This window comes from Streptomyces sp. SAI-127 (assembly GCF_029894425.1).
GTDB lineage: Bacteria > Actinomycetota > Actinomycetes > Streptomycetales > Streptomycetaceae > Streptomyces.
On record NZ_JARXYJ010000002.1, the window covers coordinates 55,632 to 82,345 of the forward strand.

At 69.4% G+C, this 26,714-nt stretch carries 26 protein-coding genes; 16 read left to right on the forward strand and 10 right to left on the reverse strand.

Annotated features, from left to right (window positions below; translation table 11 throughout):
• Positions 1-148: 148 nt before the first annotated feature.
• Positions 149-685 carry a TetR/AcrR family transcriptional regulator gene (locus M2157_RS45915; RefSeq protein WP_280868413.1) on the reverse strand — a complete coding sequence of 179 codons (537 nt, stop codon included), beginning with the start codon at positions 683-685 and terminating at the stop codon, positions 149-151.
• Between the two features lie 75 nt (positions 686-760).
• Here M2157_RS45915 and M2157_RS45920 point away from each other — a divergent pair, with 75 nt between their 5' ends.
• From M2157_RS45920 to M2157_RS45930, 3 genes are read left to right on the forward strand one after another with little or no spacing between them, the layout of a single operon-like run.
• Positions 761-1,810: an aldo/keto reductase gene (locus tag M2157_RS45920; RefSeq protein WP_280859578.1), complete on the forward strand. Its 1,050-nt coding sequence runs from the start codon at positions 761-763 to the stop codon at positions 1,808-1,810.
• Positions 1,807-2,526, forward strand: coding sequence for a DUF998 domain-containing protein (locus tag M2157_RS45925; protein WP_280859577.1), 720 nt, complete (start codon positions 1,807-1,809; stop codon positions 2,524-2,526). Before M2157_RS45920 ends, M2157_RS45925 begins: the two co-directional genes overlap by 4 nt.
• 11 nt (positions 2,527-2,537) lie before the next feature.
• The gene (locus tag M2157_RS45930; protein ID WP_280868414.1) at positions 2,538-3,587 is read left to right on the forward strand and encodes an aldehyde reductase; all 1,050 of its coding nucleotides are present in this window, start codon (positions 2,538-2,540) and stop codon (positions 3,585-3,587) included.
• Between the two features lie 131 nt (positions 3,588-3,718).
• Here M2157_RS45930 and M2157_RS45935 read toward each other — a convergent pair whose 3' ends face one another.
• Together M2157_RS45935 and M2157_RS45940 are read right to left on the reverse strand one after the other, a co-directional pair.
• Positions 3,719-4,177 (reverse strand): DUF6069 family protein, encoded by a 459-nt coding sequence (locus tag M2157_RS45935; RefSeq protein WP_280868415.1) that lies wholly within the window; start codon positions 4,175-4,177, stop codon positions 3,719-3,721.
• A gap of 23 nt (positions 4,178-4,200) precedes the next feature.
• The gene (locus M2157_RS45940) at positions 4,201-4,812 is read right to left on the reverse strand and encodes a helix-turn-helix domain-containing protein (RefSeq protein WP_280868416.1); all 612 of its coding nucleotides are present in this window, start codon (positions 4,810-4,812) and stop codon (positions 4,201-4,203) included.
• Positions 4,813-4,956: 144 nt separating this feature from the next.
• On the opposite strand from M2157_RS45940, the gene M2157_RS45945 reads away from it, so the two are divergent.
• Together M2157_RS45945 and M2157_RS45950 are read left to right on the forward strand one after the other, a co-directional pair.
• Positions 4,957-5,745 (forward strand): metalloregulator ArsR/SmtB family transcription factor, encoded by a 789-nt coding sequence (locus M2157_RS45945; protein ID WP_280859658.1) that lies wholly within the window; start codon positions 4,957-4,959, stop codon positions 5,743-5,745.
• Between the two features lie 47 nt (positions 5,746-5,792).
• Entirely contained in the window at positions 5,793-6,317 is a 525-nt protein-coding gene (locus tag M2157_RS45950; RefSeq protein ID WP_280859573.1) for a hypothetical protein, read from the forward strand.
• A 7-nt stretch (positions 6,318-6,324) separates the two neighbouring features.
• Here M2157_RS45950 and M2157_RS45955 read toward each other — a convergent pair whose 3' ends face one another.
• Positions 6,325-7,641, reverse strand: coding sequence for an FAD-binding oxidoreductase (locus tag M2157_RS45955; protein ID WP_280868417.1), 1,317 nt, complete (start codon positions 7,639-7,641; stop codon positions 6,325-6,327).
• Between the two features lie 132 nt (positions 7,642-7,773).
• On the opposite strand from M2157_RS45955, the gene M2157_RS45960 reads away from it, so the two are divergent.
• On the forward strand, positions 7,774-8,739 hold the full coding sequence (locus M2157_RS45960; protein ID WP_280868418.1) for a WYL domain-containing protein: 966 nt from the start codon (positions 7,774-7,776) through the stop codon (positions 8,737-8,739).
• A 163-nt stretch (positions 8,740-8,902) separates the two neighbouring features.
• Here M2157_RS45960 and M2157_RS45965 read toward each other — a convergent pair whose 3' ends face one another.
• Positions 8,903-9,265, reverse strand: coding sequence for a hypothetical protein (locus M2157_RS45965; protein WP_280868419.1), 363 nt, complete (start codon positions 9,263-9,265; stop codon positions 8,903-8,905).
• 254 nt (positions 9,266-9,519) lie between these two features.
• Here M2157_RS45965 and M2157_RS45970 point away from each other — a divergent pair, with 254 nt between their 5' ends.
• The 5 genes from M2157_RS45970 (at position 9,520) to M2157_RS45990 (ending at position 13,882) form a co-directional block, all read left to right on the forward strand.
• Positions 9,520-10,332: an oxidoreductase gene (locus M2157_RS45970; protein ID WP_280868559.1), complete on the forward strand. Its 813-nt coding sequence runs from the start codon at positions 9,520-9,522 to the stop codon at positions 10,330-10,332.
• 51 nt (positions 10,333-10,383) lie between these two features.
• On the forward strand, positions 10,384-10,896 hold the full coding sequence (locus M2157_RS45975) for a nuclear transport factor 2 family protein (RefSeq protein WP_280868420.1): 513 nt from the start codon (positions 10,384-10,386) through the stop codon (positions 10,894-10,896).
• A 517-nt stretch (positions 10,897-11,413) separates the two neighbouring features.
• Complete coding sequence (locus tag M2157_RS45980; RefSeq protein ID WP_280868421.1) at positions 11,414-12,712, forward strand: SNG1 family protein; 1,299 nt, start codon at positions 11,414-11,416, stop codon at positions 12,710-12,712.
• Positions 12,713-12,854: 142 nt separating this feature from the next.
• Positions 12,855-13,424, forward strand: coding sequence for a TetR/AcrR family transcriptional regulator (locus M2157_RS45985; protein WP_280868422.1), 570 nt, complete (start codon positions 12,855-12,857; stop codon positions 13,422-13,424).
• 98 nt (positions 13,425-13,522) lie between these two features.
• A complete protein-coding gene (locus M2157_RS45990; RefSeq protein ID WP_280868423.1) occupies positions 13,523-13,882 on the forward strand; it encodes a CocE/NonD family hydrolase C-terminal non-catalytic domain-containing protein in 360 nt (119 codons plus the stop codon).
• Here M2157_RS45990 and M2157_RS45995 read toward each other — a convergent pair.
• From M2157_RS45995 to M2157_RS46010, 4 genes are all read right to left on the reverse strand, one after another.
• Positions 13,767-14,846, reverse strand: a complete 1,080-nt coding sequence (locus M2157_RS45995; RefSeq protein WP_280868424.1) for an MBL fold metallo-hydrolase — start codon at positions 14,844-14,846, stop codon at positions 13,767-13,769. The two genes, M2157_RS45990 and M2157_RS45995, sit on opposite strands and share 116 nt — an antisense overlap.
• Positions 14,847-14,951: 105 nt before the next feature.
• Positions 14,952-16,310, reverse strand: a complete 1,359-nt coding sequence (locus M2157_RS46000) for an MFS transporter (protein ID WP_280868425.1) — start codon at positions 16,308-16,310, stop codon at positions 14,952-14,954.
• A gap of 76 nt (positions 16,311-16,386) precedes the next feature.
• The gene (locus M2157_RS46005) at positions 16,387-17,166 is read right to left on the reverse strand and encodes a class II aldolase/adducin family protein (protein ID WP_280868426.1); all 780 of its coding nucleotides are present in this window, start codon (positions 17,164-17,166) and stop codon (positions 16,387-16,389) included.
• A 139-nt stretch (positions 17,167-17,305) separates the two neighbouring features.
• Positions 17,306-18,928 carry a helix-turn-helix domain-containing protein gene (locus tag M2157_RS46010; protein ID WP_280868427.1) on the reverse strand — a complete coding sequence of 541 codons (1,623 nt, stop codon included), beginning with the start codon at positions 18,926-18,928 and terminating at the stop codon, positions 17,306-17,308.
• Between the two features lie 153 nt (positions 18,929-19,081).
• Between M2157_RS46010 and M2157_RS46015 the strand changes: the two genes are divergently transcribed.
• The 5 genes from M2157_RS46015 to hpaD are packed head-to-tail and all read left to right on the forward strand — an operon-like array spanning position 19,082 to position 24,968.
• Positions 19,082-20,119 carry a 2-dehydropantoate 2-reductase gene (locus M2157_RS46015; RefSeq protein ID WP_280868428.1) on the forward strand — a complete coding sequence of 346 codons (1,038 nt, stop codon included), beginning with the start codon at positions 19,082-19,084 and terminating at the stop codon, positions 20,117-20,119.
• A 10-nt stretch (positions 20,120-20,129) separates the two neighbouring features.
• On the forward strand, positions 20,130-21,563 hold the full coding sequence (locus M2157_RS46020; RefSeq protein WP_280868429.1) for a fumarylacetoacetate hydrolase family protein: 1,434 nt from the start codon (positions 20,130-20,132) through the stop codon (positions 21,561-21,563).
• Positions 21,560-22,486 (forward strand): 4-hydroxy-tetrahydrodipicolinate synthase, encoded by a 927-nt coding sequence (gene dapA / locus M2157_RS46025; RefSeq protein ID WP_280868431.1) that lies wholly within the window; start codon positions 21,560-21,562, stop codon positions 22,484-22,486. The genes M2157_RS46020 and dapA overlap by 4 nt, the downstream gene beginning before the upstream one ends.
• A gap of 2 nt (positions 22,487-22,488) precedes the next feature.
• Complete coding sequence (gene hpaE, locus M2157_RS46030; protein ID WP_280868432.1) at positions 22,489-23,976, forward strand: 5-carboxymethyl-2-hydroxymuconate semialdehyde dehydrogenase; 1,488 nt, start codon at positions 22,489-22,491, stop codon at positions 23,974-23,976.
• Positions 23,973-24,968: a 3,4-dihydroxyphenylacetate 2,3-dioxygenase gene (gene hpaD / locus M2157_RS46035; RefSeq protein WP_280868433.1), complete on the forward strand. Its 996-nt coding sequence runs from the start codon at positions 23,973-23,975 to the stop codon at positions 24,966-24,968. Before hpaE ends, hpaD begins: the two co-directional genes overlap by 4 nt.
• A gap of 163 nt (positions 24,969-25,131) precedes the next feature.
• On the opposite strand, the gene M2157_RS46040 is transcribed toward hpaD, so the two are convergent.
• Positions 25,132-26,517: an aromatic acid/H+ symport family MFS transporter gene (locus M2157_RS46040; RefSeq protein ID WP_280868434.1), complete on the reverse strand. Its 1,386-nt coding sequence runs from the start codon at positions 26,515-26,517 to the stop codon at positions 25,132-25,134.
• Between the last annotated feature and the right edge of the window lie 197 nt (positions 26,518-26,714).

The window sequence follows — 26,714 nt, forward strand, 5'->3', positions numbered from 1 at the left end:
GGCCATGCACGCGTCCCATGGCCTCACGATCACGACATTCGTGCTGATCTTTCGAATGTCAAACCCACGGTCGGCTCGACGATGAGGCCACCGTCACCGCTTGGCCGAATGGCGCGCGCCGGCCACCAGCACGAAGGGTGCGCGGTGTCTATCGCTGCGTACGGAGTCCGTCCAGGATGAGCGCGAGCATGCGGGGGGCCCGGTCTTCGGGGCCGGCCGCAGCGCGCCAGAGTGCGGCGGTGAGCTGGAGGAAGTCGCCGGGGTCGGCGTCCGCGCGGATGCTTCCGTCCTTCTTGCCCGCGTCGAGGATGTCGGTGATCGCTGCGATGACCGGGCCGTAACTCTGCTCGCTGATCGCCTGGTGCGCGCCAGGGCTGAGGGCGTCGCCGAGACCGTGCTTTCTGCGCATGGCATCGACCAGATCGGTCGTCCAGTGGCGGAGCGCTTCCAGCGGCGACATCCCGGCCAGCAGGTCGGGCACGGTGCCGATGATGCGGGCGACCTCGTCCTGGTAGACGGCCAGGACCAGCGCCTCGCGGGTGGGGAAGTTGCGGTAAAGGGTGCCGGCGCCGACTCCTGCCCGCTGGGCGATCTGGTTCATCGACGTGTTGCCGTCGGCTGTGAGCGCTTCGCGGGCGGCAGCGAGGATGCGCGCCCTGTTCTCAAGGGCGTCTGAACGGACCACGGGACCTCACCTTGCTAAGTGGAGAGTTCTCCACTACGTTATGCGGAGAGCTCTCCACATACTCTAAGGAGCGTCATGCAATACATCAAGCTCGGCATGACCGGCCTCGACGTGTCCCCGATCGCGATCGGCGCGATGACCTACGGCGAGCCCGACCGCGGCCACCCCGTCTGGTCGAAGGGCGAGGAGGACGCACGCCCGCTCATCAGGCACGCGCTGGAGACGGGTATCAACTTCTTCGACACCGCCAACATGTACTCGAACGGTTCCAGCGAGGAGATCCTCGGCCGCGCGCTCAAGGACTTCGCCGACCGCGACGCCGTGGTGATCGCCACGAAGCTGCGCCACCCGATGCGGCTGGGACCCAACGGCCGCGGCCTGTCGCGTAAGGCGATCATGACCGAGGTCGACCATTCGCTGCGCCGCCTGGGCACGGACTACATCGACCTCTACCAGATCCACCGCAACGACCACGCGACCCCCTGGGAGGAGACCCTCGAGGCGCTCAGCGACCTCGTGAAGGCCGGCAAGGTCCGCTACCTCGGCGCCTCCTCCATGCATGCATGGGAGTTCGCGAAGGCGCTGAACCTCCAGAAGCAGCACGGCTGGGCGCGCTTCGTGTCCATGCAGAACCACTACAACCTGCTCGCCCGTGAGGAAGAGCGAGAGATGGTCCCGCTGTGCCTGGACGAGGGCGTCGGCACGATCATCTGGTCGCCGCTGGCCCGCGGCCGCCTCGCCCGGGGCTGGGACGACGCGCGCTCGACGGCGCGTTCCGAGACGGACGGAGCCTACGCCGACCTGCTCTACTCGCCCGCACAGGAGGCGTCCAACCACGCGATCATCGACGCGGTCGGACAGGCCGCCGACGCCCACGACGTCAGCCGCGCACAGATCGCGCTCGCCTGGCTGCGCCGCCAGCCGGTCGTGACCGCACCCCTGGTCGGCGCAGGCTCGATCCGGCAGATCGACGAGGCCGTGGCCTCCCTCGACATCGAGCTCACCGACGACGACGTACGCGCCCTGGAAGCCCCGTACACCCCCCGCTACGACTGGCAGGGCGTCTCCGACGAGGCCGAGTTGGAGGCCATCCGCCGGCGCGTCCCCGGCATGGCCCTGGCATGAACCCTTTCGTCCGCTCCGGCGCCGCCGCCCGCGCCGGAGCCCTCCTCATCCTCCTCGGCCCGCTCGTGTCCTGGCTCGCCGAGTTCATCACCGCCGCCGCATGGCAGGACCCGCCCTACTCGCCCCTGCACCACTGGGTCAGCCACCTCGGCCTGACCGGTCCGCCGCAGACCGCGTTCGGCCAGCTCGCGAACTCCCCCCTCGGCGCCGTCATGGACGTCGGCTGGGTGCTCTACGGCACCCTCCTGATCGTCGGCGCGTTCCTCCTGTTCGACCCCCGCAAGGGCACCCGCCCGGTCGTCGTCCTCATCCTCGCCGTCCTCGCCGGTGTCGGGGTCTCGCTCGTCGGCATCGTTCAGGGCTCCAACGCCAACGTCGAGAGCGGCCTGATCGCGTTTCACACCTTCGGCGCGCAGGGCGTCATGCTCGCCGGGAACATCATGGCGATCGCCGTCGGAACCGGCGGAGCCGGCATCGGTCTCAGCAGGGGCCGGTCGATCGCGAGCATCGCACTCGGCACCGCCGGACTGATCGCGTTCCCCCTCTTCATGGCCGACGTGTTCACCGGCTGGATGTGGAACGTCGGCATGTTCGAGCGAGCCGTCATCTACCCGATCATGATCGGCCACGCCCTCCTCGGAAGCAGCGTGGCCGCCGCCCAGCGGCGTCATACGACGGACCCGCTGCCCCCTCTTGACGCACGACCTGCGAGCTGAGGAGACACAAAATGACACAGGTACTGGTCACCGGAGGGACAGGATTCATCGGGAGCTGGTGCGTCCTGACCTTGCTCGACGCAGGGCACACCGTCCGCACCACCGTCCGCGACCCGCGGCGCGAGCCGGCACTGCGCTCCTGGCTTCACACGGCCGCACCGTTCGACGACGACCGTCTCACGGTCGTACGCGCCGACCTCGAGCGCCCCGACGGCTGGGACGACGCCGTCGGCGACTGCGACTTCGTCCTTCACGTCGCTTCGCCGACCCTGCGCCATACACCGGCGAACGACGACGAACTCGTGGTCCCGGCACGGGAGGGCGTCTTGCGAGTGCTGCGCGCCTCCCGCGACGCCGGCGTGCGTCGGGTCGTCCTGACGAGCGCCTTCGGTGCCATCGGGATCGGGCACCCCCGGCGCTCGACCCCGTTCACCGAGGAGGACTGGACCAACGTCGACAGCGATATCCCGCCCTACCAGCGGTCCAAGACGCTCGCCGAACGCGCCGCCTGGCAGTTCGTCGAAGAAGAAGGTGGCGGACTGGAACTGACAGCAGTTCATCCCGTGGGGGTCCTTGGACCGCTGCTCGGCCCCGACGACCCACCATCCCTGCGTCTGGTCCGCAGAATGCTCGAGGGACGGGTGCCTGCATGCCCTCCCTTCGGTATGGGCTTCGTCGACGTGCGCGATGTCGCGGATCTGCACCTGCGCGCGATGACCGATCCGGCAGCCGCCGGCGAGCGCTTCCTCGCGACCGCCGGGCACAGCCTTCGCGTCATCGAGATCGCGCGCATTCTGCGCGACCGCCTGGGCGAGCGCGCCGCCAAGGCCCCGGCCCGCGAACTGCCCGTGTGGCTCGCGCACGCCCTGAGCACGGTGAACCCGGAACTGCGACTCCTGAGGCACCAGCTCGGCCGGGATCTCGACGCCACGAGCGCCAAGGCCGAGCGGCTCCTCGGGTGGCGGGCACGACCCATCGAGGACACCATCGAGGACACCATCGCGGACACCGCCGAGACTCTCCTCGCCCAGGGCGTCGGTGAACGACCTGCTCGTAACTGACCGATGCGGCAACAGCCCGTCCGGTCCCGGGCCGCGATCCGGCCCGTCTCGTGGCAACGGAACACTGCCCACCGGGTGATGTCGCAGACGAAGCACCGCCGATGGCGGGACAGTCCCACACGGCCCAGTACTCACCCTCTCCCGAACGGTCCAATTGGTGCTGTTCGCGGCGCACTTGGTGTGGGCGGACCCTCAGCTTGATGCTGGCGGACCCCCGGCGGCATCGGCTCCCGCCGCGGGGGCCTGCCGCCCAGCCCCGGGACCAGCACGGCCGCCACTGCCAGATGCATCAGAGCGAGGGATACCCGGGTGCCGCTGTCCATGCCGTCGCCGATGAACGGCAGGAGGGAAACGACCAGTACGGCGCCGGCCACCCCGGTCCAGATGGCGCGGGCCCGCCGCACCCCGAACCGCTCCAGGGAGGCCAACAGTCCCCAGCCGGAAAGCGACGCGAGCAGTGCGACGACGCCCACGGGCACGGCGTGGATGTCGAGACTCCGCTCGCCGTCCTCGATCCGCAGCCGGTGCCCCAGCAGTGGGTCCGCGACCAGCCACATCAGCACCGGGGCCAGGACGGACAGGGCCGTCACCCCCAGGCGCCTTCTCCGCACGCTCACTTGGCGCCCTCCGAGAACGCCCCGTGCAGGAAGACCTCCACCAGCTCCTGTGGGGTCAGGTCGGGCTGGTCCTCCGTACGCGGCTGGGTGAACAGCAGCCCGAAGAAGAGGGCCGCGATCTGCTCCGGCGGCCGGCGCAGGGCGGCCTTGTCGGGCTCCAGCAGTTCTGCGAGGGCTGCGCGGAGACGGGTCGTCGATTCGGTGCGGCCCGCGCCGCGCACCGTGCCGGGGTGCTTGCCGCCGCCATGCCCCAGCGAGCCGGCGATCGCGCCCATCCTGGCCAGGTGTGCCTGCAGCGCCTCGGCCGCCTCCGCGAGCCGGTCGGGCAGCGGCTGGGACAGGTCGATCGCGTCGAGCTCGCGGACCGCGTGCTCGGGGGAGAGCGCCTCGGCCATGCAGGCCTGCAGCAGCTCGTCCTTGTCGGCGAAGACCCGGAAGATCGTTCCCTCGCCGATGCCTGCGGCGCGGGCGATCTTCGCGGTCGTCACCGCGGCGCCGTACTCGGCGATCAGCGGGATCGCGGTCTGGATGATCATCGCGCGCCGCTGCTCCGGCGACATGGCGGGGGCGCGGCGGCGGGTGGTCTGGTTCTCCCTGGGTGCTGTCATGCCTGTGAGAGTACGGAGTGAGTCCTCACTCCGTCAATGAGTGAGGACTCACTCCGGTGGACATCTTCGCGGGCCGGCCTCGTCCTTGACAATAGGCAGGTGAATACCTGCATAATGTTGAGCGTGAGCCTAGAAGCAACAGCGATGGACTCGGTGTTCAAGGCGCTGGCCGATCCCACTCGGCGGCTCCTGCTCGACCGGCTGCGTGAGCACAACGGGCAGACACTGCGCGAACTGTGCGAGCGCCTTGAGATGGCCCGTCAGTCGGCGACGCAGCACCTGGACATTCTCGTGCGGGCCAACCTCGTCACCGTGGTACGGCGCGGCCGGGAGCGGCTGCACTACCTCAACCCGACCCCGATCCAGGAGATCGAGGAGCGCTGGATATCCGGCTTCGACAGGCCCCGTCTGCAAGCGATCAGCGCCATCAAGCACCAGGCAGAGGAGTACGCCATGACCAACGCACCGACAACCGTGCCGGACTACGTATACGTCACCTACATCCGCGCCAGTGCGGAGCAGGTGTGGCAGGCCCTGACCGACGCCGACCTGACGGCGCGCTACTGGGGACACGCCAACGTCTCCGACTGGCAGCCGGGCTCGGCATGGGAGCACCGGCGAGCCGACGGCTCAGGCAAGATCGACGTGGTGGGCCGTGTCCTGGAGGCCGAGCACCCGACCCGGCTGGTCATCACCTTTGATGACGCCCCCGACGCCGAATCGCCGAGAGAGCCGTCGGTCGTCACCTTTCTCGTCGAACCGCATCAGGACATCGTCCGCCTCACCGTGACCCACGAGAAGCTCCCCAACCTGGAGATGCTGGGCGGCATCTCGGCCGGCTGGCCGGCCGTGCTGGCGAACCTCAAATCGCTGCTGGAGACCGGCGAGGTCCTGCCGCAGGCGCCCTGGGAGATGTCCCGCGCCCACGCCTGAGCCGCGACTCTCCCCTCTTCCCCGTACCGCCCAGAGAGGTGCACGACATGCTGGACACTGCCCCACTCCAGGACGCCTACCGAGCACTGCTCGACGCAGCCGCCACCGTGGCCGACGCCGACGACCCCGCCCCACCACACGGCGAGTGGAACGCCGACCAGATCCTTGCGCACGTCTCTCTCATCGGCGCCGCCACCATCGCCGCCGTCGCAGGTATCGCAGCGGGGGCCAACACGACGTACGACAACCGGATCGCCCTCGACGCCTGGACCATCGAGCGAACCATCGCTCACGCCGGCGGCAACGCTGGGCTCCGGGACCGCATCAGCGGCCAGGCAGCCGCCCTGTGTGCACTCGCCGGAGGTGCGGCGCTCAGCGACGCCGAGCTCAGTACCCTCGCGCCCGCACGGCTCCTGTCCAACGACACCCTCCTGGTCGATCAGCCCATGTCGCTGCGCGACATCGTCACTGGCCTGGCGGAGGCAGAACTGCCCGGCCACACGAAACAGCTCCTCGCCCTCCTCCCCACCCGGCCCACGGCCGAGGCCACGCAATCGGTCAACCATTCGTAGGAGGTGCTCAGGCGATGACGAAGCTGGGGCGCAACAGTCCGGCGGGGTCGTACTTACGGGCCAGCTGCAGCAATCGGTCACGACGCTCGGCGTCGAACAGTTCTGCGGCGGCGCGTTGGTCGGGTCGTCCGAGAGTGAAGTTCGGCGAGCTGCCTACGGCGGTCCCGGACCAGCGGGCCAACAGTTCATCCTGCAGCGCCCGCGCACTTGCCGCGTTCGGCTTGGTTGTCGGGGATACCACACACAGCAGGTACATCGCCTCGCGGTGGCTGACTGCGTTCGGCACCCTCGGCGGAGTGGACAGCGCCCCACCGAGATGACGTACCGAAATGATGGAGCGAACCGACCGGCCTGGCGCTGACAGGGCGATGGCGTCGCGGAGACGTTCCTCGTCGATCGCCCGCAGCAGGACATTGTCGGCGACATACGCGTGCGGCTGATCCGGTTCGCTGAAGACGGTGTCGGACCGCCGGTACGGGATCTCCCGCAAACCGTCGTACGCAGGTCTCAACGCCCGCAACGGGGCCACCAACTCGTCTGCCTCCGCAGCCGAACCCAGGTAGGCGATCTGGACATGGGCCATGTGCCGCTTGGAAACCTCAAGCGTGGTCATCGCCGAGGTCATCTCCGAGGGCATTGTCGCCGTCCAATGCAACCAGGTTGAGACAACCTCCGGCGTCTCGCCCAGGTCGAAGATCAGGCCGCCCCCGACCAGCCCGGCGACCGGCATCAAAGCCATCTCCAGCGCGGTCACGATGCCGAAGCTCCCGCCACCGCCGCGGAGCGCCCAGAACAGGTCCGGCTCCTCGTGTTCCGAAACCGTCAGCAGGGAGCCGTCGACGGTGACCAGCTCCAAGCGCGTGACATGGTCCGCGGCGAAGCCGTAGCGACGAGCCATCAGCCCGATGCCGCCGCCGAGCGTGTAGGAGACAGCGCCGACCCCCGGCATGCTCCCGGACAGCGGTGCCAGATCGTGGCGTGCGGCGGCCTCGATCACGTCGCGCCACCGCGCTCCAGCGCCCACCCATGCGGTGCCGGCACCGGGGTCGACATCGACACTGTCCATCCTTCGCGTCGACACCAATACACCTTCACCGGCGAGCGGGTTGGCGAGTCCATGTCCCGTGGCCTGGACCGCGATCGGCATACCTGACTCCGCGGCGTGCCGGACGGCCGCCACGACGTCGCCGGCGGCCCCTGCCGCCACCACCTGGGCCGGCTGATGTTGCTCCCGCAACTGGAAGCCGGCACGGTGCTCGTCGTACTCGGCAGACCCTGGGTGGTACGCCACCGGTGATGCGGCGTCGGTCGTGTGGGCACTCATCGCGAGCACCTTTCTGGATCGGGGGGTGCGTGCGCGTACCCACTCGGCGAACAGGCAGGTGGTAGGTACGCATCCACCAGCCTCACCGGGATATGCGCCGTATCGTGTCGCAATTCTTGAAAAGATCGGTGTGTGACCCCAGACCGCTTCTTCAGCCTGATGCTGCTCCTCGAATCGAGGGATGCCGTGACCACACAGGAACTTGCCTCAGCGCTCGGGGTGTCCCTTCGAACCATCACCCGGGATCTGAACTGGCTCCGCGACGCCGGTCTGCCGGTGACCGCACACCGGGGCCGCCTCGGAGGCGTGACCATGCTGCCCGGATCCGGACTCGACCTCACGCGCCTCACACCGGGCGAGCGTGATCATCTGTCGCTCACCGGGCTGGATGAGAGGCAACGTGCGGAGCTCAACGCATCGGTCGAGAGCCGGCGCGCGCTCTCCAAGATCGCCGCTACACAGCCACGTCGAGTCGATGAGCTTCTGCCGCTCGCCGACGTAGTGCACGTGGACAGCCGTTCCTGGCGTCAGGCCCGAGCTTCCGGCACGACTCCGGCTTCGCTGATCGGCCCAGTGCGGCGAGGTCGCCGGCTACGGATCGCGTACGACAGCCCACGCGCGTCATGCCCACGCGACCTGGTCGTGGATCCCTACGGGCTGTTGGCCAAGGCCGGCATCTGGTATCTCGTCGCCGACTGTGCCCGGGTGCCGCGGATGTACCGACTCGAACGGATCACGACGTGGAAAGAAGTCGACCAGCCACGACGGATCCGCGAGAGCCAGACCCTGGCCACCGTCGCTGCGGCGCTCATTGATCAGTGGGAACACAACCATGCGATAGAGGTAAGCGCCACCATCGACCAGACCCAGATCGAGCGAGCGCAACGGATCTTTGGCCTACGACTCGTCTGGGACGACCATGAAGAATCCGCCACCGGCAGCAAGGTAATAATCCGCTTCCTGCATCTGGAGGACGTGCGAGCACTACTGCCGTTCGGGAACGCCATCACGGTGCACGGCCCCACCGAAGCCAGGGCTCACCTTCGCGACCTCGCCACCAATCTTGCCCACCACTATGCGCCGTCACCAACGTCCTGACCCGCAACACCTAGTCGGCGCCATCCGACGTGGACTGGCTCCAGCGGCTGCTCAACCGAACTACCCGCCCCGGCCGGGGCGTGACCAGCCCGCGGCGGCAGCCACTTTGATGCGGCTGACGCTGCGGCAGCCCGGCGGACTCATGCGCCCAGCCCAAGGGTGATCACTGCGGCGACTGACGCCCTTCCTTGATCATCTTGCGGAGGCTTCCCCGAGCAGCCGCCAAGTCGTCCTGGGTCTCGGCGAGTTGGGCCTCCAAGGCGCGAACTCGCTCGCGGGCCTGAGCGAGATCGCGGTTCACCTGCTGGTTGTCGCCGACGAGTTCATCGACCCGAGCTGTCAGATCCGCCGTGCCGAGGCGGTCGAAGCGGTCCAGCGCAATCTCGGACAGGTACCCCAGTCGCGCACCGCCCGCATCCTGGGTGCGTCCGGTGCCTGGCGGTGGCCGCAAGCCGTCGGCGCTTGGGATGCCCGCGCCTCCGTCTGCCTTTACCTCCAGCACCTCGCGTACATCGTCGCCGAACACCGACCGCTCGGGCTTCAGTGAGGTGCCGTAGGAGCCCTTGAGTGCCTGCTCGGCGATCGCGGCGCGGTGATAACGCTCCTGTTCATACAGCCCGTGTCGGCATGCCGGCGGACGCCGGTCAGCTCCACCTGACGACAGCCGGTGACGCGGCGCCCGGGATCAGTTCCCTGCTTCGGCTTGTGCTTGGAAACCGATCAGTTTACAGTGAGGTGAAGCGAAACCGATCGGTTTCCAAGAGGGGTTGGGAGTGCATGATGGCGACAAATCGACCGGTGGCGCTGGTGACGGGCGCGTCCTCCGGTATCGGGAAGGAAACCGCGCTCGCGCTGGTCGCAGCGGGTTTCGACGTGGCCGGCACAGGCCGGGACACCTCACGTGTCACGCCGCTGGGCGGCGTGACGTTCCTCGACCTCGACGTGGCCGGCGACAAGTCGGTCAGCGCCGTGGTCCAGCAGGTGATCGAGCGGTTCGGGCGGATCGACGTCCTGGTCAACAACGCCGGCATCGGCTCGATTGGTGCGGCTGAGGAAACCTCCGTCGAGCAGGCCCAGAGCGTCTTCGACATCAACGTCTTCGGGGTCATGCGCATGGTGAAGGAGGTCCTCCCGCACATGCGCGCCCAGGGGCGCGGGCGCATCATCAACCTCTCGTCCGTGCAGGGGTTCATCCCCGCTCCCTACATGGCCGTCTACGGCGCGTCGAAGCATGCGATCGAGGGCTACTCCGAGTCCCTGGACCATGAGGTCCGGGAGTACGGGGTCCGGTCGGTTCTCGTCGAACCCGCGTACACCAGAACCGGATTCGAGTCCAACAGTGCGAAGCCCGACACGCCCCTGCAGCCCTACGCTGAGCAGCGGCGCGTCTTCGACCGCCTGATGGCGGATGCGATCGAGGACGGCGACGACCCCGCCGTTGTCGCCAAGGCGGTCGTCGCGGCAGCGACCGACGCGAAGCCGAAACTGCGCTATGCTGCCGGCCCCATGGCAGGACGCGCGCGCCTACTCCGCTTTGTTCCTGCCTGGGTCGTCGACAGGCAGATCCGCAAGATGAACAAGCTCGCCGGCTGACACCCGCCCCCCCCCCGCAGCCCCATCGCGCCGTCGATACCGGGAGAGACCATGTCCGAGACGCTGCACTCCGCCGCCGCCACCGTGGCGAACTGGCGCTCCGCCGAGGAACGCGGTGACGTCGACGCCGCGGTCGCGTGTCTGAGCCGGGACGTCGTGCTCAGCTCGCCGCTCACCGAGCAGTTCCGCTACGAGGGATCCGATCAGCTGCGCTCCTTCCTGACCTCGGCGTTCGCGGCGGTCGAGGGCGTCCGCTACCACACCCAGACCGGCGAGGGAGACACGTACGCGCTGGTCTACCGGGCGCGGGTGGGGTCCCAGACGTTCGAGGAGGTGCAGTTGCTGCGGCTCGACGACGAGGCACAGATCAGGGAGATCACGCTCTTCGGGCGTCCGATGCCGGCCCTCACCGCCCTGATGACCACCCTGGGGCCGGAGCTCGCCCGCCAACAGGGCCGCCGGGGCCTCGCGGCGCTCATGCGCGCCAGCACCATGCCCGTGCACGCGATGGTCACCTTCGGGGACCGCAGCGTGATTCCGAAGACCCGGCCGACGGCCCCGTAGATCTGAGAAGACCAGGTCCACTGGGCGTTTGGCCCGGCCACTCTTCCGGGAGTTGGCGGTAGCCCCGGGCGATGAAGCCGGAAGAGACCGGGTTTCCGGCGCAGCGGAGACGCGGCCCGCACTCGGGCGATCGGTTGACATCTCTGGGAGAGCGGCTGCCGGAGGCGCTGGCCTCCGCCGGCCACCACACTGTCCGGCCATCTCCTCCACGTGCCGAGGTGATGCGGCAACTCGCCGCGCTCTCCGGTGACTTGACCCGACACGGAGACGCTCGCATGAAGCGACGTACGTTCCTTACGGCGACCACCGCGTCGCTGGCCTCCACCCAACTCGCCGGGCCCGCCTACGCCGCCGGTTCAACGGCCAGAAACTACGAAGTCGGAAACCGATCGGTTTACGATGGCGTCGAGTCCGACCGGCTTCCGAGATCGAACATTCCGAGGGCCGCCGCTCCGCAATGAAGCTGTCCGGCCGTCTCCGGATACGAGTGCGTCAACCCAGACCGGAGTAACAAGTCATGAGTGGGATTCCCCCCTTCCGCGTACTGCGCGCCAAACCCTTGTGGATCGCCAACGGCGTGATCACGGGCGTCCTCGCGCTGCTGTTCACCGTGTTCTACGTCGGCGCCAACATCGATCCCGTCGACCACATGAAGAATCTGCCCGTCGGCCTGGTCAACGCCGACAAGGGGGCTGCTGTCGGTGGCAAGCAGGTGAACCTGGGGGCTCGGATCTCGGGGTCGATCACGAGGTCCAGTGCGAGCGAGGACAAGATCGACTGGAAGGTGATGGACGAGAAGGAGGTGAAGGAGGAACTCGGCAAGGGCAAGCTGTACGGCGCTCTCGTCGTCCCCGCCGACTTCACCTCCTCCACCGTCGCGCTGACCGGCGCCGCGACCGCCGGCACCCCGGCCCGCCCGACGCTGACGGTGCTGACCAACCAGTCCGCCGGCAGCGTGGGCTCCGCCCTGGCCCGTACGGCAACGACACAGGCGGCCGAGAGTGCCTCGCTCCAGGTGGGCAGGGAGCTCAACGCGCAGAGCGGGGCAGGGCAGGCGAAGCTGCCCGCCGCGGCACGCGTCCTGCTCGCCGACCCCGTCACCGTCACCGTCAAGGACGGACATCCGCTCGACTCGCACAGCGGCCTGGGCCTGACGGCGTTCTACTACGCGCTCGTCCTGGTGGTCTGCGGCATGCTCTCCGCCAACGTCATCAGCGGCCAGGTGGATCACGCCCTCGGCTACACCCACAACGACATGGGACCGCTGCGCCTGCACCGTCCGCTGATCCGGGCGACGCGGGTGCAGACCCTCGCCATCGCCGGCACCCTCATGGCCGGGCTGTCCCTGCTGATGGGCACGCTGGTCATGGCGGGCGCGGTCGGCCTCATGGGCATGGACGCCTCCCACTTGCCGCTGCTGTGGCTGTACTCGGTGTGCGCCATCGCGGTCTCCGGCATCGGCGCCCTCACTCTGCTCGCCGTGTTCGGCACGCCGGGCATGCTGGTGGTCACTCTGGTCTTCATCGGGATGGCGGTGCCGACGGCCAACGCCACCACGCCGCTTCAGGCACTGCCCGGGTTCTACCGCTTCCTCGCGGAGTTCGAGCCGCTGCGCCAGATCACCGGCGGCATCCGCGCGATCCTCTACTACGACGCCCAGGCCGACGCCGGCCTGACCCGGGGCTGGGTCATGATGGCCGTCGGCCTCGCACTGGCCGCCCTCTTCGGCTTCGGCGTGCTGGGCTGGTACGACCGCAAGGGGCTGCACCGCATCCCCGCCGAGACGGAGCCCGAGAAGACCGCTGCCCCGGCGTAGCGGAACCAACGCGGCTTACTGGGATGGGGTCATTGCCCCGGGTGGCGCCGGTGTGTGTCGCCCCGGGGGGCGTGTGCAGCGTCTGTCCCTCCTCGGAAACCGATCGGTTTCTATTTCGTCCGATTGGAGTTAACCTCGCGGTATGACCACCAAAGTGAAGCCAAGTCCCAGAGAGCGGCTGCTGGAGGCAGCGGCCACGCTCACCTACCGAGACGGTGTCGGCATCGGCGTCGAGGCGCTGTGCAAGGCGGCGGGGGTGTCCAAGCGCTCCATGTACCAGCTGTTCGAGAGCAAGGACGAACTGCTGGCCGCGAGCCTGCAGGAACGCGCCGCTGACTTCGTGGCCGCGCTCCTGCCGCCGGCGGACGACGGCCGATCACCGCGCGAGCGGATCCTGCACGTCTTCGAGCGGGTGGAGTCGCAGGCGGGTCTCCCCGAGTTCCGGGGCTGCCGGTACCTGGCTGTGCAGATCGAGCTCAAGAATCAGAGCCACCCCGCGAGCCAGGTGGCCCACCGGATCAAAGCGGACCTGACCGGCTTTTTCCGTTCCGAGGCCGAACAGGGCGGCGCGAGCGATCCCGACCTGCTGGCCCGGCAGCTCATCCTGGTCTTCGACGGCGCCAGCGCCCGCGCGGGAATCCAGGCCGACAACCTGACCGGGCTCGTCGCGCCCACGGTGACGACCCTGCTCGACACGGCAGGTGTGCGCTGACGCGCCCCGCCCTCGAGCAGGTCCGGTGACCGAAGCGCTCTTGCAGTAGCCGTACGCGTGTAGCCGAGCATTTGCCGTCGGCGAAGAGGCAGACGGCCGTGGAAGCGCGTGAGGACGTCCTGGTCTTCACCACGGAACCGTTCGCCGAGGACCTGGGGGTGACCGGCCGCGTCCGGGTGGTGGTCTTCGCGGCCACGGACGGGCCCTCGACCGACTGGGTGGCCCGCCTCTGCGATGTCGACGAAAGCGGCGTTTTCCGCAACATGTGGTCGAGCGCACGACCCCTCCCGGCCGTCCCGCATTTTGCGCCCGCATTCGATGACCGTCCTGCCGTCCCGGACCTCAGCAGCAGCCTGCCGTATGCGCGCCCGTGGCCGGCATCGTCGTCCCCGAGGGGGTGGCGGCCTCCTGATCCTGGGCGATGCGGCCGCGCAGCATGGTCTCCACGATCTTCATGAAGCGCTGTGCTGTCGAGGTGCCCACGACGAACGGGTTCTCGCGACGGTTCGGCGCGCTGCGCAGCTGCTCCATGCGCTCGAGGCCGTAGTCGGCGAAGCCGTGGTTGCTCAGCTCGATGTCGACGCCGGCCCGCCTCGTCCGGGAGGCGAAGGTGAGGGCGGAGGAGAGGTAGGTCTCCTTGCTCGCGGTGGCCGCGGGCGGGTTGGTCCCGCCCCACAGCATCGCGGTGTGGGTGCGGCCCCGCCAGCGGGCCGGGAAGATCGGCGACACGGTGCCGGGTGTGTGGCCCGGGGAGTGGTTGAGCGTCACGGTGGTGCCGCCCAGCGTCAGCTTCTGGCCGTCGGCGATGTCCAGGTCGCGGGTGGGGGCATTGGCCGGGGACGTGGAGGCGAGGAGGTCCCAGTCGGCCGGGGCCATCATGACCCGGGCGCCGTACTGGTCGGCCAGGTACTGGGCGCCGCCGAAGTGGTCGCCGTGGCCGTGGGTGACCACGACGTACCTGATCGTCGAAGGGTCGGCCCCCAGGCTGCGCAGTCCGGAGACGATGTACTGCTCTGCCTCGTCCGGGTTGTCGAGGGCGTCGACGAGGATGATGCCGCGTGGGGTGAGGATCGCCGTGGCGGACACGAAACCGACGCTGAGCACGGCGACGTTGTCGAAGATCCGCAGGGGCGCGGGGGCGGCGGGCCTCGGTGGGGTGTAACCGGCGGTGAGCGCGCTGACGATGCTCTTGAGGACCGGGTTGTCGCCGGCCAGTTCGGTGGCGCGGTCGAAGTAGTCCTGTGCGGTGGGGTCAGCGGACACCGAGGTGTCGGCGGAGGCGCGTCCGGGAAGCAGCGACGCAGCGCCGGCGGTGAGTGCCGCGGCGGCGCCGAGCTGCCACAGGCGGCGGCGCGTCAGGGCTCCATGAGGGTGGTCTTCGGGCGATGCCTGATGGATGAGGCCGGGTTGCGGCTCGTTCATGCGGGAGCTCCTCGATGTGTGGGGGACGGGAGTGGAGTGGTGGGGCCGAACGGGCCGAACCGCCTTTCGCCATGGCGTGGGTTGCGTCGGCCGGTCCGAGGGTGCTCAGGCGGTCGCGACCGCCTGCTCGTCCTTCTTGCCGGCCTCGGCCTCGGCCTCGCTGAGCGGCGCGTCCTGGCGCTCGTTCAGGACGAAGGTGACGACGAGTCCGATCACCGTCACTCCCGCGAGGTAGACGGCGACGGAGTACACGGTGCCGGTGCCGGACTGCAGGGCTTCGGCGATCATGGGGGCGAAGGCGCCGCCGAGGACGGCTCCGATGGCGTACGACAGGGCCGCACCGCTGTACCGGACGGCGGTGGGGTACAGCTCCGCGAACAGCGCGGCCTGCGGACCGTAAGTGAGCCCCAAGCCGATGCTGTAGAGGACGAGCGCCACCACGACGAGACCGGTGTTCGCCGTGTTCAGCAGCGCGAAGAACGGGAACATCCAGGCGAGTTGGATGACGAAACCGACTCGGTAGACAAGGAGGCGGCCGAACCGGTCGGACAACCGACCGCCCGCCAAGGTGCTGGCCAGCCAGCCGACCGCGGCGACCATGACGCAGATGAGGATCAGCGTCGGGCCCATGCCCAGATGGTTCACGGAGTAGCTCTGGACGTAGCCGCCGGTGGTCATGTAGCCGACGGCGTTGTTCGCGGCGAAGAGCAGGGCACCGGCCACGACGAGCGGCCAGTGGTTCTTGAACAGCACGGCGATCGGGGCACGCGACTGGTGCCCGGACTCCTTCAGCTCCCGGTAGACCGGGCTTTCCTCGACCTTGCGGCGGATGACGAACCCGGCGGCGACGAGGACGACGCTGAGCAGGAAGGGGATGCGCCAGCCCCAGGCGAGGAACTGGTCGTCCGTGGTGAGCGCGGTGACCGCGGCGAGGGCGCCGTTGGCCAGCAGCAGGCCGAGCGGTGCGCCGAGTTGCGGGTAGGAACCGAACCTTCCACGCTGTCCCGGTGGTGCGTGCTCCACGGAGATCAGCGCGGCGCCGCCCCACTCGCCGCCCGCCGACAGGCCCTGGAGGATCCTCAGGAACACGAGGATGACCGGGGCGCTCATGCCGATGGCGGCGGACGACGGCACGAGGCCGATCAGGGTGGTGGAGATGCCCATGAGCAGCAGGGTGGCGATCAGCATCGCGCGGCGGCCGAGCCGGTCACCGAGGTGGCCGGCGAGTGCGGCTCCGACCGGCCGGAAGAAGAAGCTGATGCCGATGGTCGCGAAGGAGATGACCAGCGAGTCCTCGCCGAGCCCGTCGAAGAACTGGCTGCCGAACACCAGTCCGGTGCACAGGGCGTAGATGAAGAAGTCGTACCACTCGATGGTGGTGCCCGCCATGGCGGCGAGCGCGACCGTGCGGTGCTGACTCCGCGTGCCGGTTGTCCGAGCGGATGCCTGAGCGGATGGGGACATGGGGAGTCCGTTCGTCGGCGGGTCGTCGTTGGCCCGGGGGAGTGGGAGGTGCTGGACAGCGCCGTTCGGTAGGGGGTCAGACGGCGTAGTCGGGGGCGATGCGGTCGATCCTGCGGCGCAGCGCGTCGAACAAGGTCCTGCCCGCCTCCGTACGGTCGCCCATCTGGAAGGACTCCTTGGCCGAGCGCACCGCCGCCTCCCGGCTCACCGGGGTCAGTGGCTGCCCGGACTGCTGGGCGGCGAGCTGGATCTCGCAGGCCCGTTGCATCGTCCACAGGGCGGCGAAGGCGGCGGGGACGGTCGGTCCCACCGCCAGCAGGCCGTGGTTGCGCAGGATCATCAGATCGCGGTCGGCGAGGTCGGCCACCAGCCGTGGCTTCTCCTCGGGGTCGACGGTGATGCCCTCGAAGTCGTGGTAGGCGACCATGTCGTGCAGTTGGGCGGCGTAGAAGTTGTCGGGGTCGAGGCCGTCGCGCAGACAGGCGACTCCGGTGCCGGCGGTGGTGTGGGTGTGCATGACGCAGTGCGCGTCGGGCCGATTGGCGTGGATCACCGAGTGGATCAGCAGCCCCGCCTCGTTGATGGGCCACTCCGAGTCCGACAGGACGTTGCCGTCGAGGTCGATCTTCACCAGGTTCGACGCGGTCACCTCGTCGTACATGAGACCGAACGGGTTGATCAGGAGGTGCCCGTCCTCGCCGGGCACCCCGACGGTGATGTGGTTGAAGATCATCTCCACCCATCCGAGGTGGTGGAAGACGCGGTAGCAGGCGGCGAGTTCGAGCCGCGCCCGCCACTCCGCATCGCTCATGTACGCCGGTTTCGCCGTGCTCGTCGGGGTGTCCAGAACGGTCACTGCCGTGCTCCTTGATTGCTGCGTGGGCATCGCCGGTACCGGGTGAAGGCCTCGGTGTGCAGGAGCATGGGTGCGCGACCGCTCGCCGGCCAATGTCGGGATCGACAGTGAATTCGATGGAGCGGTGGCCGATACGACATCAGCCTCTCGTGGGCGGCTCCGACAGGCCGGCCAGGGCCGTCAGTTCCAGCGTCAGCAGAAGGCGCCGTGTCGGATCGGCGAGCGCTACGTCGAAGAGTTCCTCGGCCCGGCGCAGCCGCAGCCGCAACGTGTTCTGGTGAATGTGCAACTCGGCGCTGGACGCGCCGACATCGCCGAAATTCCGCAGATAGGTGAGCAGCGTGGCGCAGTAGTCGGTGGCGTGTTGGGCGTCGTGTGCCCGCAGGCGTTCCGCGATGCCGGTGCGCAGTTCCGCGTCCTCGCGTACGGCGCCGACGAGCCGTCGCAGTACCAGCTCCGGACGCAGGTCCCCGGCGTGGTACGCGCCGGGGTCGGCGCGCCGCTCCCGTAGGTGGTCGAGCGCGGCGTCGATGTCGCGGCGGGCCGCGAGCAGGCCGGAAGTCGTTTCGACCGTGCGGGAGTCGACCGCCATGAACGACCGGTGCAGACTGTGCCGTGCCCGGTCCAGGAGGTGGTCCAGCAGGACACCGGTGGACACGGAGCCGGAACCGGCGGCCGGCAGCAGCACGTAGACGCGGTCGCCGAGCAGGGCCGCCGCGGGTTCGTACCCGAGGGAGCGTCCGTCGAGGACGGCCAGATCCAGCGCCCGAAGCAGAGCGGCGCGGCGTCGGGCCGCGGTGCCCGTTTCCCACGACTCCTCGTCGCCGCGCTCTTGTACCGCCTCGGCCAGCCCGACCAGCACGGCGGGAAGGCGGCCACCGCCGGGCGGGTCCTCCTGCCCCGACCGTCCTTCCAGCGCGTGACGCAGCGCGAGGTCACGGCTCTCCTGCTCGGCGTCGACCTGGCGGCGCAGCGCCAGCATGTGCAGCGCCGCGACCCGGGCCGCCTCCTGCAGAGTGGGTCCGCAGTCGGAGGCCGCGGTCTCGTCGGGAAACGCGACCCAGAGGGAACCGAGTACGTCCTCGCCCGCCCTGATCACCACGGCCATGCGCGGCAGATCACCGGGCCTGTGCCGGCGTACGACCGTGTCGCTCACCCACACCTCACGGTCCAGGTGATCGGCGATCGCCTCCTCGGGCACCCGCCTGCCCAGGATGCCGCGTCGCCGGGTCTCGTCGATGGGCTGGTCGGGCAGGTTCGAGTAGGCGACCACGACCTGCTGGGTGTCCATGATCGCGACAGCGCCGCCGACGATTCCGGCGACCGCGTTGGCCAGGGAGAAGAGGTCGCCGCCCGTCGCTCCGCCACTCGGTTCCGCGACCGCCGCGCGCGCGGCCAGGATGGTCGTGACCAGGCGCTGCACACGCGTCCACGGCATCTGCGGATCGACGGCCAGGACGGGGACGCGGGTCGTGGCGACCTGTGCCGACACCTCCGGCGGTGGGGGAGTGGGGCACTTGACGGCGAGTGCGCAGGACTGGCCTGCCGCCGTGCGAAGCGCAGCGCCCAATGCGTCACGGTCGGCGATGTCCAGGCCGACCCCGAGCAACAGGTGTCCGGGTGCGGTGGTCGCAAGCGCCTCCGGGTGGTCCAGCAACTCGGCGCCGGTGACGTGCCATTCACCCGCACCGCCGTCGGACAGCAGGCTGATGACACCCCCTCGCAGGGCCTCGACGAGCTGCTCGAGAGGCATCGCGGTCATGTCGGCCTCCGTTCACGGTGATGTCGGAATCTACATCACCCAACCCCCGCGACTGGAGGCACCGACATTGTTGCGGGGCCGTGAGGCGGCGCATGCTCGCTGCGAACGGTCACACCGGCCCATGGACCCACCCGAAAAGGAGGTGCGAAGGCGATGTCTCATCCGCCCGCATCCCCGCCGCGCAGCCTGCCACCGCGGATCACCGTCGTGGGCCCGGGTGCCGTCGGCGCCACCCTCGCCGGGGCGTTCGCCGCCTCGGGCGCCGAGGTCTGTCTGCTCGGACGGCCGGGCCCGCACCTCGATGCGATCGCCGCGCAGGGGCTCCTGCTGCGCGGCCGTCAGACGGGAGACGAGGTCCGCCACCGCTTTCCCACGGCATCCGACGCCGCCCGGCTCCCCGTCCCGGACCTGGCCGTCGTCTGCGTCAAGAGCCAGTACCTGCTGTCAGCCGCCCGTAGCGTCCGGACCTGGATCGAGCATGGCGTGGACGTGCTGGTCGTGGCCAACGGAGTGCCCTGGTGGCTGCTGTCCACCGTCGAGCACACCGGTCAGGACCCCGTGCTGCGGTCGGTCGACCCCGAGGGGGAGCTGCTGCGGCTCCTGCCCGCGGAGCGGGCGATGTCCGGGGTGGCGCACTTCAGCAGCGCGGTCGACGGACCGGGCCGGGTGACGCATGTCAGCGGTACCCGCCTGATCATCGGCGATCCGGTGGGCGGCGTCTCCCAGCGCGTCACACAGTGCGCCGAAGCCCTGTCCATGGGTCCCGTCCGCCCCGAAACCAGCACCGACATCCGCCGGGACATCTGGGAGAAGCTCCTGGGCAACGTCAACCTCAACCCCGTCAGCGCACTCACCGGCGCCACCGTCCTGGACATCCTCGACGACCCGGACGTACGGCAGGTCTGTGCCGCCATGTTCGACGAGACGGCGGCCGTCGGCGCCGCTCTCGGCATCGAAAGCGCCATGACGGCCGAAGACCGGCTCGACATCGCCCGCAAGCTCGGCGCGTTCCGCACCTCGATGCTGCAGGACGCGGACCGCGGCCGGCCCCTCGAACTCGACGCCCTCATCGGCGCCGTACGCGAACTCGCGCGCCGCACCGGTGTCCTGTCACCCTCCCTCGACGCGGTGCACGCACTGCTCGCGCTCCGCGAGCGCGTCCGCGGCGGCGGCGAGACGGCCGGCAGCTGAAGGAGTCCCGTTGCCACACCCCCTGGGGAACCCCCCATCGAAGATCATCGCTGTCCACCTCAACTTCCGCAGCCGCGCCAAGGAGCGCGGCCGGACCCCCGCTCATCCCTCCTACTTCCTCAAGCCGCCGTCATCGCTCGCCGGCACCCAGGAGGCGATCGTCCGGCCGCGTGGCTGCCGGCTCATGGGCTTCGAAGGCGAGATCGCCCTCGTCATCGGCGCACGCGCCCGCCGGGTGCGGCCGGAGGACGGCTGGCGCCACGTGCGCTGGGTGACCGCCGCCAACGACGCCGGCGTGTACGACCTGCGCCACGCCGACCGGGGCTCCAACCTGCGCTCCAAAGGCGCTGACGGCTTCACCCCGATCGGCCCGCGGCTGCTGGACGCCACCGCACTCGACCCCGGCGCGCTGCGGTTGCGGACCTGGGTCAACGGCGAGCGGGTCCAGGACGACACGACCGACACGCTGCTGTTCCCGTTCGGGGAGCTGGTCGCGGACCTGTCCAGGCTGGTCACCCTGGAACCCGGAGATGTGATCCTCACCGGCACACCGGCCGGCGCCTCGGTCGTCCAGCCGGGGGACGTGGTCGAAGTGGAGGTGGACGACGGCCGGTTGAGCACCGGAAGGCTGCGCAGCCCGATCACCGACGCCGATCATGCCCTGGAGCCGTGGGGCGCGCAGCTCAGGACGGACCGGGCCGAGGAGGAATCGGCCTACGGGTCCGGGTACGTGCCCGACCCGTTGTTGGACGTAGACCTCGCCGACGGCCTGCGCTCGGTTGCCGTGGCGACGGTCAGCGCGCAGCTGCGGCGGCGCGGCCTGCCGCACATGTCCCTCGACGGGGTGCACCCGGCAGCGCCCGGCACTCGCATGGTGGGCGTGGCACACACCCTGCGCTATCTGCCGCTGCGCGAGGACCTGTTCGAGAAGTACGGCACCGGCATGAACGCCCAGAAGAGGGCCATCGAGGAACTCCGTCCCGGACACGTGCTGGTGATGGACGCCCGACGGGACACCTCCGCCGGAACGCTGGGCGACATCCTCGCCCTGCGCGCCCAGCAGCGCGGCGCGGCCGGGGTCGTGACCGACGGAGGGCTGCGGGACAGCGCGGTCGTCGCCACCCTCGGACTGCCCGTGTTCCACGGCGGAACCCACCCGTCGGTGCTCGGCCGCCGTCATGTCCCGTGGGACACGGGTGTGCCGGTCGCCTGTGGCGGGGCGCTGATCCAGCCAGGGGACCTGATGGTCGGTGACGACGACGGTGTCGTGGTCGTTCCGCCGGAGCTGGCCGGGGAGCTGATCGCCGACTGCCGGGAGCAGGAGCGGCGGGAGCGGTTCATCACCGAGCAGGTGGCCGGGGGCGAGAGCGTCGACGGCCTGTACCCGCTGGGTCCGGCCTGGCGGGATGCATATGAGAACTGGTGCAAGGGAGAGACACAGTGAAGTTCCGTAGCGATCCGTCCATGATCCGCGGCTCGATCGCCCCGGTCGTCACCCCCTTCACGGCCGAGGGAGCCGTCGACCACGAGTCCCTGCGGGAACTGATCCGCTGGCAGTTGGAGTCCGGGTCGCACGGCATCTCGCTGGGTGGCTCGACCGGTGAGCCCAGTGCCCAGTCCGTCGCCGAGCGGATCGCCGGGATGCGTACGGCGGTCGAGGTGATCGCCGACCGGGTGCCGTTCCTGCCCGGCACCGGCTCGCACAAGCTCGACGAGACCCTCGAAATGACGGCGGCCGCACGGGAGTTGGGAGCGGACGCGGCTCTGGTCATCACCCCGTACTACGCCCGTCCCACCCAGGAGGCGCTCTACACCTGGTACGCCACGGTGGCCCGGGAGTTTCCCGACCTGCCGATCGTCGCCTACAACGTGCCCTCCCGCACGGCGGTGGACATCGCGCCGGAGACGGTCAAGCGGCTGTTCACCGACTTCGACAACTTCGTCGGCGTCAAGGAGACGACGAAGGACTTCGAGCACTTCTCCCGCGTGCTGCACGCCTGCGGACGCTCGCTGCTGGTGTGGTCGGGCATCGAGCTGCTGTGCCTGCCGCTACTGGCGCTGGGCGGGGCCGGGTTCGTCTCCGCCGTCGCCAACCTCGCGCCCACCGCCGTGGCGCGAATGTACGAGCTGTGGGAGGCGGGCGACTTCGATGCCGCCCGCGACCTGCACTACCGCCTGCACCCGCTCGTCGACCTGCTGTTCGTCGAGACCAACCCGGCACCCGCCAAGTGGGTCCTCGCCCAGCAGGGCCGGACCGCCTCCGCCCACGTCCGCCCACCGTTGACGACGCCCACCGAGGCGGGCCTGACGAAGATCCGCGCGCTGCTGGCCGAGGGCGGCGACCTCACCGCACAGATCGGAGCATGACCATGAGCATGCCCATCGAGGACCTGCCTCCTGTCATCCGGCACTGGATCGGCGGCGAGTTGGTCGACAGCGCCGACGGGCGGACGATCCCCGTGGCGGATCCGGTGTCCAACACGCCCTACGCCGAGGCCGCGGCCGGCGGCCCCGCCGACGTCGAACGGGCGGTGGCGGCTGCCAGTTCAGCCTTCCCCGCCTGGTCGTCCCTCGGCAACCGGGAGCGTGCCAACGTTCTGGTCAGGGTCGCGGACGCCGTCGAGGCCCGCCACGACCGGCTGGCGTCCTTCGAGTCGTACGACACGGGGCTGCCCATCACCCAGGCGAGGGGCCAGGCCCGCCGGGCGGCGGAGAACTTCCGCTACTTCGCCGACGTGATCGTCGCCCTCGGGGAGGAGGCCTTCCGGCAGGGGGACGAGCAGTTCAGTTACGTGGTGCGCAAGCCGGTCGGCGTGGCCGGACTGATCACGCCGTGGAACACCCCGTTCATGCTGGAGAGCTGGAAGCTGGCCCCGGCCCTGGCCTCCGGCTGCACGCTGGTCCTCAAGCCCGCCGAGTGGACTCCCCTGTCCGCCTCGCTGTGGCCGGAGATCTTCGCCGAGGCAGGAGTGCCCGGCGGGGTGGTCAACATCGTCCACGGCTTGGGGGAGGAGGCCGGGCAGGCTCTGGTGGACCACCCGGACGTACCGCTGATCTCCTTCACCGGCTCCACCGACACGGGCCGCCACATCATCCGCTCCAGCGCCCAGCACCTGAAGACCACCTCGATGGAACTGGGCGGCAAGTCCCCGGCCGTCGTCTTCGCGGACGCCGGCCTCGAAGCCGCCCTCGACTCGGTCGTCTTCGGGGTGTTCTCCCTCAACGGCGAGCGCTGCACGGCCGGTTCACGCGTCCTTGTGGAGCGCCCGGTGTACGAGGAGTTCACCCGCCGGCTGGCGGAGCGGGCGGACGCAGTCCGCGTGGGGCTGCCCTCCGACCCGGCCACCGAGGTCGGCGCGCTGGTACACCCCGAGCACTACGAACGCGTCCTGAACTACGTCGAGATCGGCAGGAAGGAGGCCCGCCTGGTCGCCGGCGGCACTCGGCCGGTCCACCTCGCCGACGGCAACTACCTCCAGCCGACGGTCTTCGCGGACGTCGAGCGTGACGCCCGGATCTTCCAGGAGGAGATCTTCGGCCCCGTAGTCGCCGTCGCCCCCTTCGACGACGAGTCCGAGGCGATCGAGCTGGCCAACGCCACGCAGTACGGTCTCGCCGCCTACATCTGGACCTCGAACCTCAAGCGCGGCCACCGCATCGCCCACGCCGTCGAGTCCGGCATGGTCTGGCTCAACTCGCACAACGTCCGCGATCTGCGGACTCCCTTCGGCGGGGTCAAGGCGTCCGGAGTGGGCCGCGAGGGCGGCGCCCACTCCATCGACTTCTACACCGAATCCAAGATCGTCCACGTCGCCCTCGGCGACGTACACACCCCCCGCTTCGGAGCCGCCTCGTGACCGCGCCGGATGTGATCCGCTCCGCCTACGCCCAGCTCGCCGTCACCGACCTCGCGGCGGCCCGCTGGTTCTGGGTCGACATGCTCGGCTTCCACGTCCAGTACGAGGACTCCGGCACTCTGTGCCTGCGCGGCACCGACGAGTTGACCCACCACTCCCTCGTCCTGCGCAAGGGCGACCTCGCCGCCCTCGACCACATCGCCTACCGGGTCCGCACCCCCGAGGACGTCGACAAGGCGGAGAAGTTCTTCGCAGACCTGGGCCTAGCCGTGCGGCGCCTCCGGAAGGGCGAAGGCACGCCCGGTGTCGGCGACGCCGTCCGCGTCATCGACCCGCTCGGCTTCCCGGTCGAGTTCTTCCACGACATCGAGCGTGCCGAACGCCTCATCCAGCGCTACGACCTGCGCCACGGCGCCGAGGTGGCCCGCCTGGACCACTTCAACATCTGCACCCCGGACATCCCGGCCGCCTACGCCCACTACCGGTCCCTCGGCTTCGGCTGCTCGGAGACCATCGAGGGCGACGAGCACGAGCTGTACGCCGCCTGGATGTACCGCAAGCAGACCGTCCACGACGTCGCCTTCACCGGCGGGGCCGGCCCCCGCCTGCACCATCTCGGTGTCGCCACCCACGAGTCCCACCAAGTGCTGCGCTGCGCCGACCTGTTCGGCTCGATCCGCAAGGAACACCACATCGAACGCGGCCCGGGACGGCACGGCGTCTCCAACGCCTTCTATCTCTACCTGCGCGATCCCGACGGCCACCGGGTGGAGATCTACACCTCCGACTACTACACCGGCGACCCCGACCACGAGACGTACCGCTGGAACGTCAACGACGACCGCCGCCGCGACTTCTGGGGCAACGCCGTCATCGAGTCCTGGTACAAGGAGGCCACCCCCGTCCTCGACCTCGACGGGAAACCGCAGCCCGTCTCCGACGCCGTACTGGACGAGTCCGCAGCGCAGGTCGGAGCGGACGGCCTCGGCTGACCCGGGCGACCACACAGGGCTTTGGCGGAAGTCGTCAGGACGTTACCGGGCAGCAGCGAGGAGAACGGGGCGGCAGGGCCTCGTCCGAGGCCCTGCCCCTATGCGCGGTTCTATCGGTGGCGAGGGTGAGGCGGCTGTACGGCCGTCACGCCAGGCGCGTTTCTCACGTCTGTCCCGCGAGGGGACGCGCGGTCCCGCCGACGCCCCCGTGACCTGCGGCCGCTTCCGCCTGCGGGGTGCGGGGAACCAGCCCGACCAGCAGGGCGCCGAGGACGCCGGGTACGGCGAGTGCGTAGAAGTTCCACTGGAACGCCATCCCGGCTCCGATGATGAGCCCGAGCAGCGGCGGGGCGAGCATCGAACCGAGGCGGCCGAACCCCAGTGTCCAGCCCATCGCCGTGGCTCCCATACGAGCCGGATAGTGCTTGGAGACATAGGCGAGGACGAACGACTGCGTGCCCATCGCCCCGACACCACCCAGTGCGACGGCCACGTACAGCACCGCCGTGGGCAGCCGCAGGCTGAGCAGTATGACGGCCACGCTGGACACCAGGTAGGTGGTGGTGATGACCGGTTTGGAGCCGAATCGGTCGGCCGCCAGAGAGATGATGAGCGTGCCGACGACGGCTCCGATGTTGAACACCAGAAGGAATCCGAGTGAGGAGCCCGCGGAGTGGCCGGCTCGGCGCATGATCTCCGGGAGCCAGGTGTTGAAGCCGTAGATCATGAACAGGCACAGGCACGTCATCACCAGGAAGCAGACCGTCGCCACGACGTAGCTGCGCGAGAAGAGGGCACGTACCGGCGACATGCTGCCCGAGTCGGTACCGGACGGGCTCTGCTCCGGTGCCGGTACGCCGTGCTGTGCGTCGTCCGAGGCGATGTCCCAGCGGTCGGCGATCCTGTCCGCCTCGGCGTGCCGCCCCTTCGCCCGGAGGAATGTGATCGACTCCGGCAGAAACCTGACGGCCGGCGGCAGGACGAGGAGAAGCGGGAGGAGACCTACGAGGAACATCACCTGCCAGCCGAACCGGGGCAGTACGAAGATTCCGGTGAGGGCGGCGATGATGCCGCCTACCGGGAAGCCGCTGAAGAGGGTCGCGAAGACGAGGTTGCGTGTCTTGGGGTGCGAGTACTCACCCACGAGCGCGCTCGCGGTCGGCAGCACGCCGCCGAGGCCGAGGCCGGCGAGGAACCGCAAGAGGCCGAAGACCTGCGGAGAGGTGGCCGTCGCACACAGGCCCGTCATCACCGAGAACCAGATCAGGCAGCCGATCAGCGTCCTGCGCCGGCCCAGGGTGTCGGTGAGCGTGCCGACGGTCGTGGCTCCGATGAGCATCCCGACCAGGGCGAATGAACCGATCAGACCGGCACCTGCGGGAGTGAGGTGCCACCCGGGTTCGTGGAGCAGGGGCGGAATCACCGCGCCGTAGACGACGACGTCGTACCCGTCGGCTATGACGGTGATCCCACAGATCGCGAGGACCAGCAGTGTCACGGGGGGCCAGGTGGCGTTGCCACGACTTCCTCTGCGGCTGTCTTCGTGCATGACGGTTCCTCTCACATGGCTGTGCTGTTGCGGTGAGGGTTCTCTCGCTCGGGTGTGGCGCCTCGATGTACGGGAGACATCGTGTGTGCTCGCCTCGCACCGCTAAGTGTGCACACTGTCACGGGCCTGTAAAGGCTTGAGGGCAAGAAACGGCTCCATGTGTCCAGTTTGATGCGGTGCTATAAACTAAGGTGTAT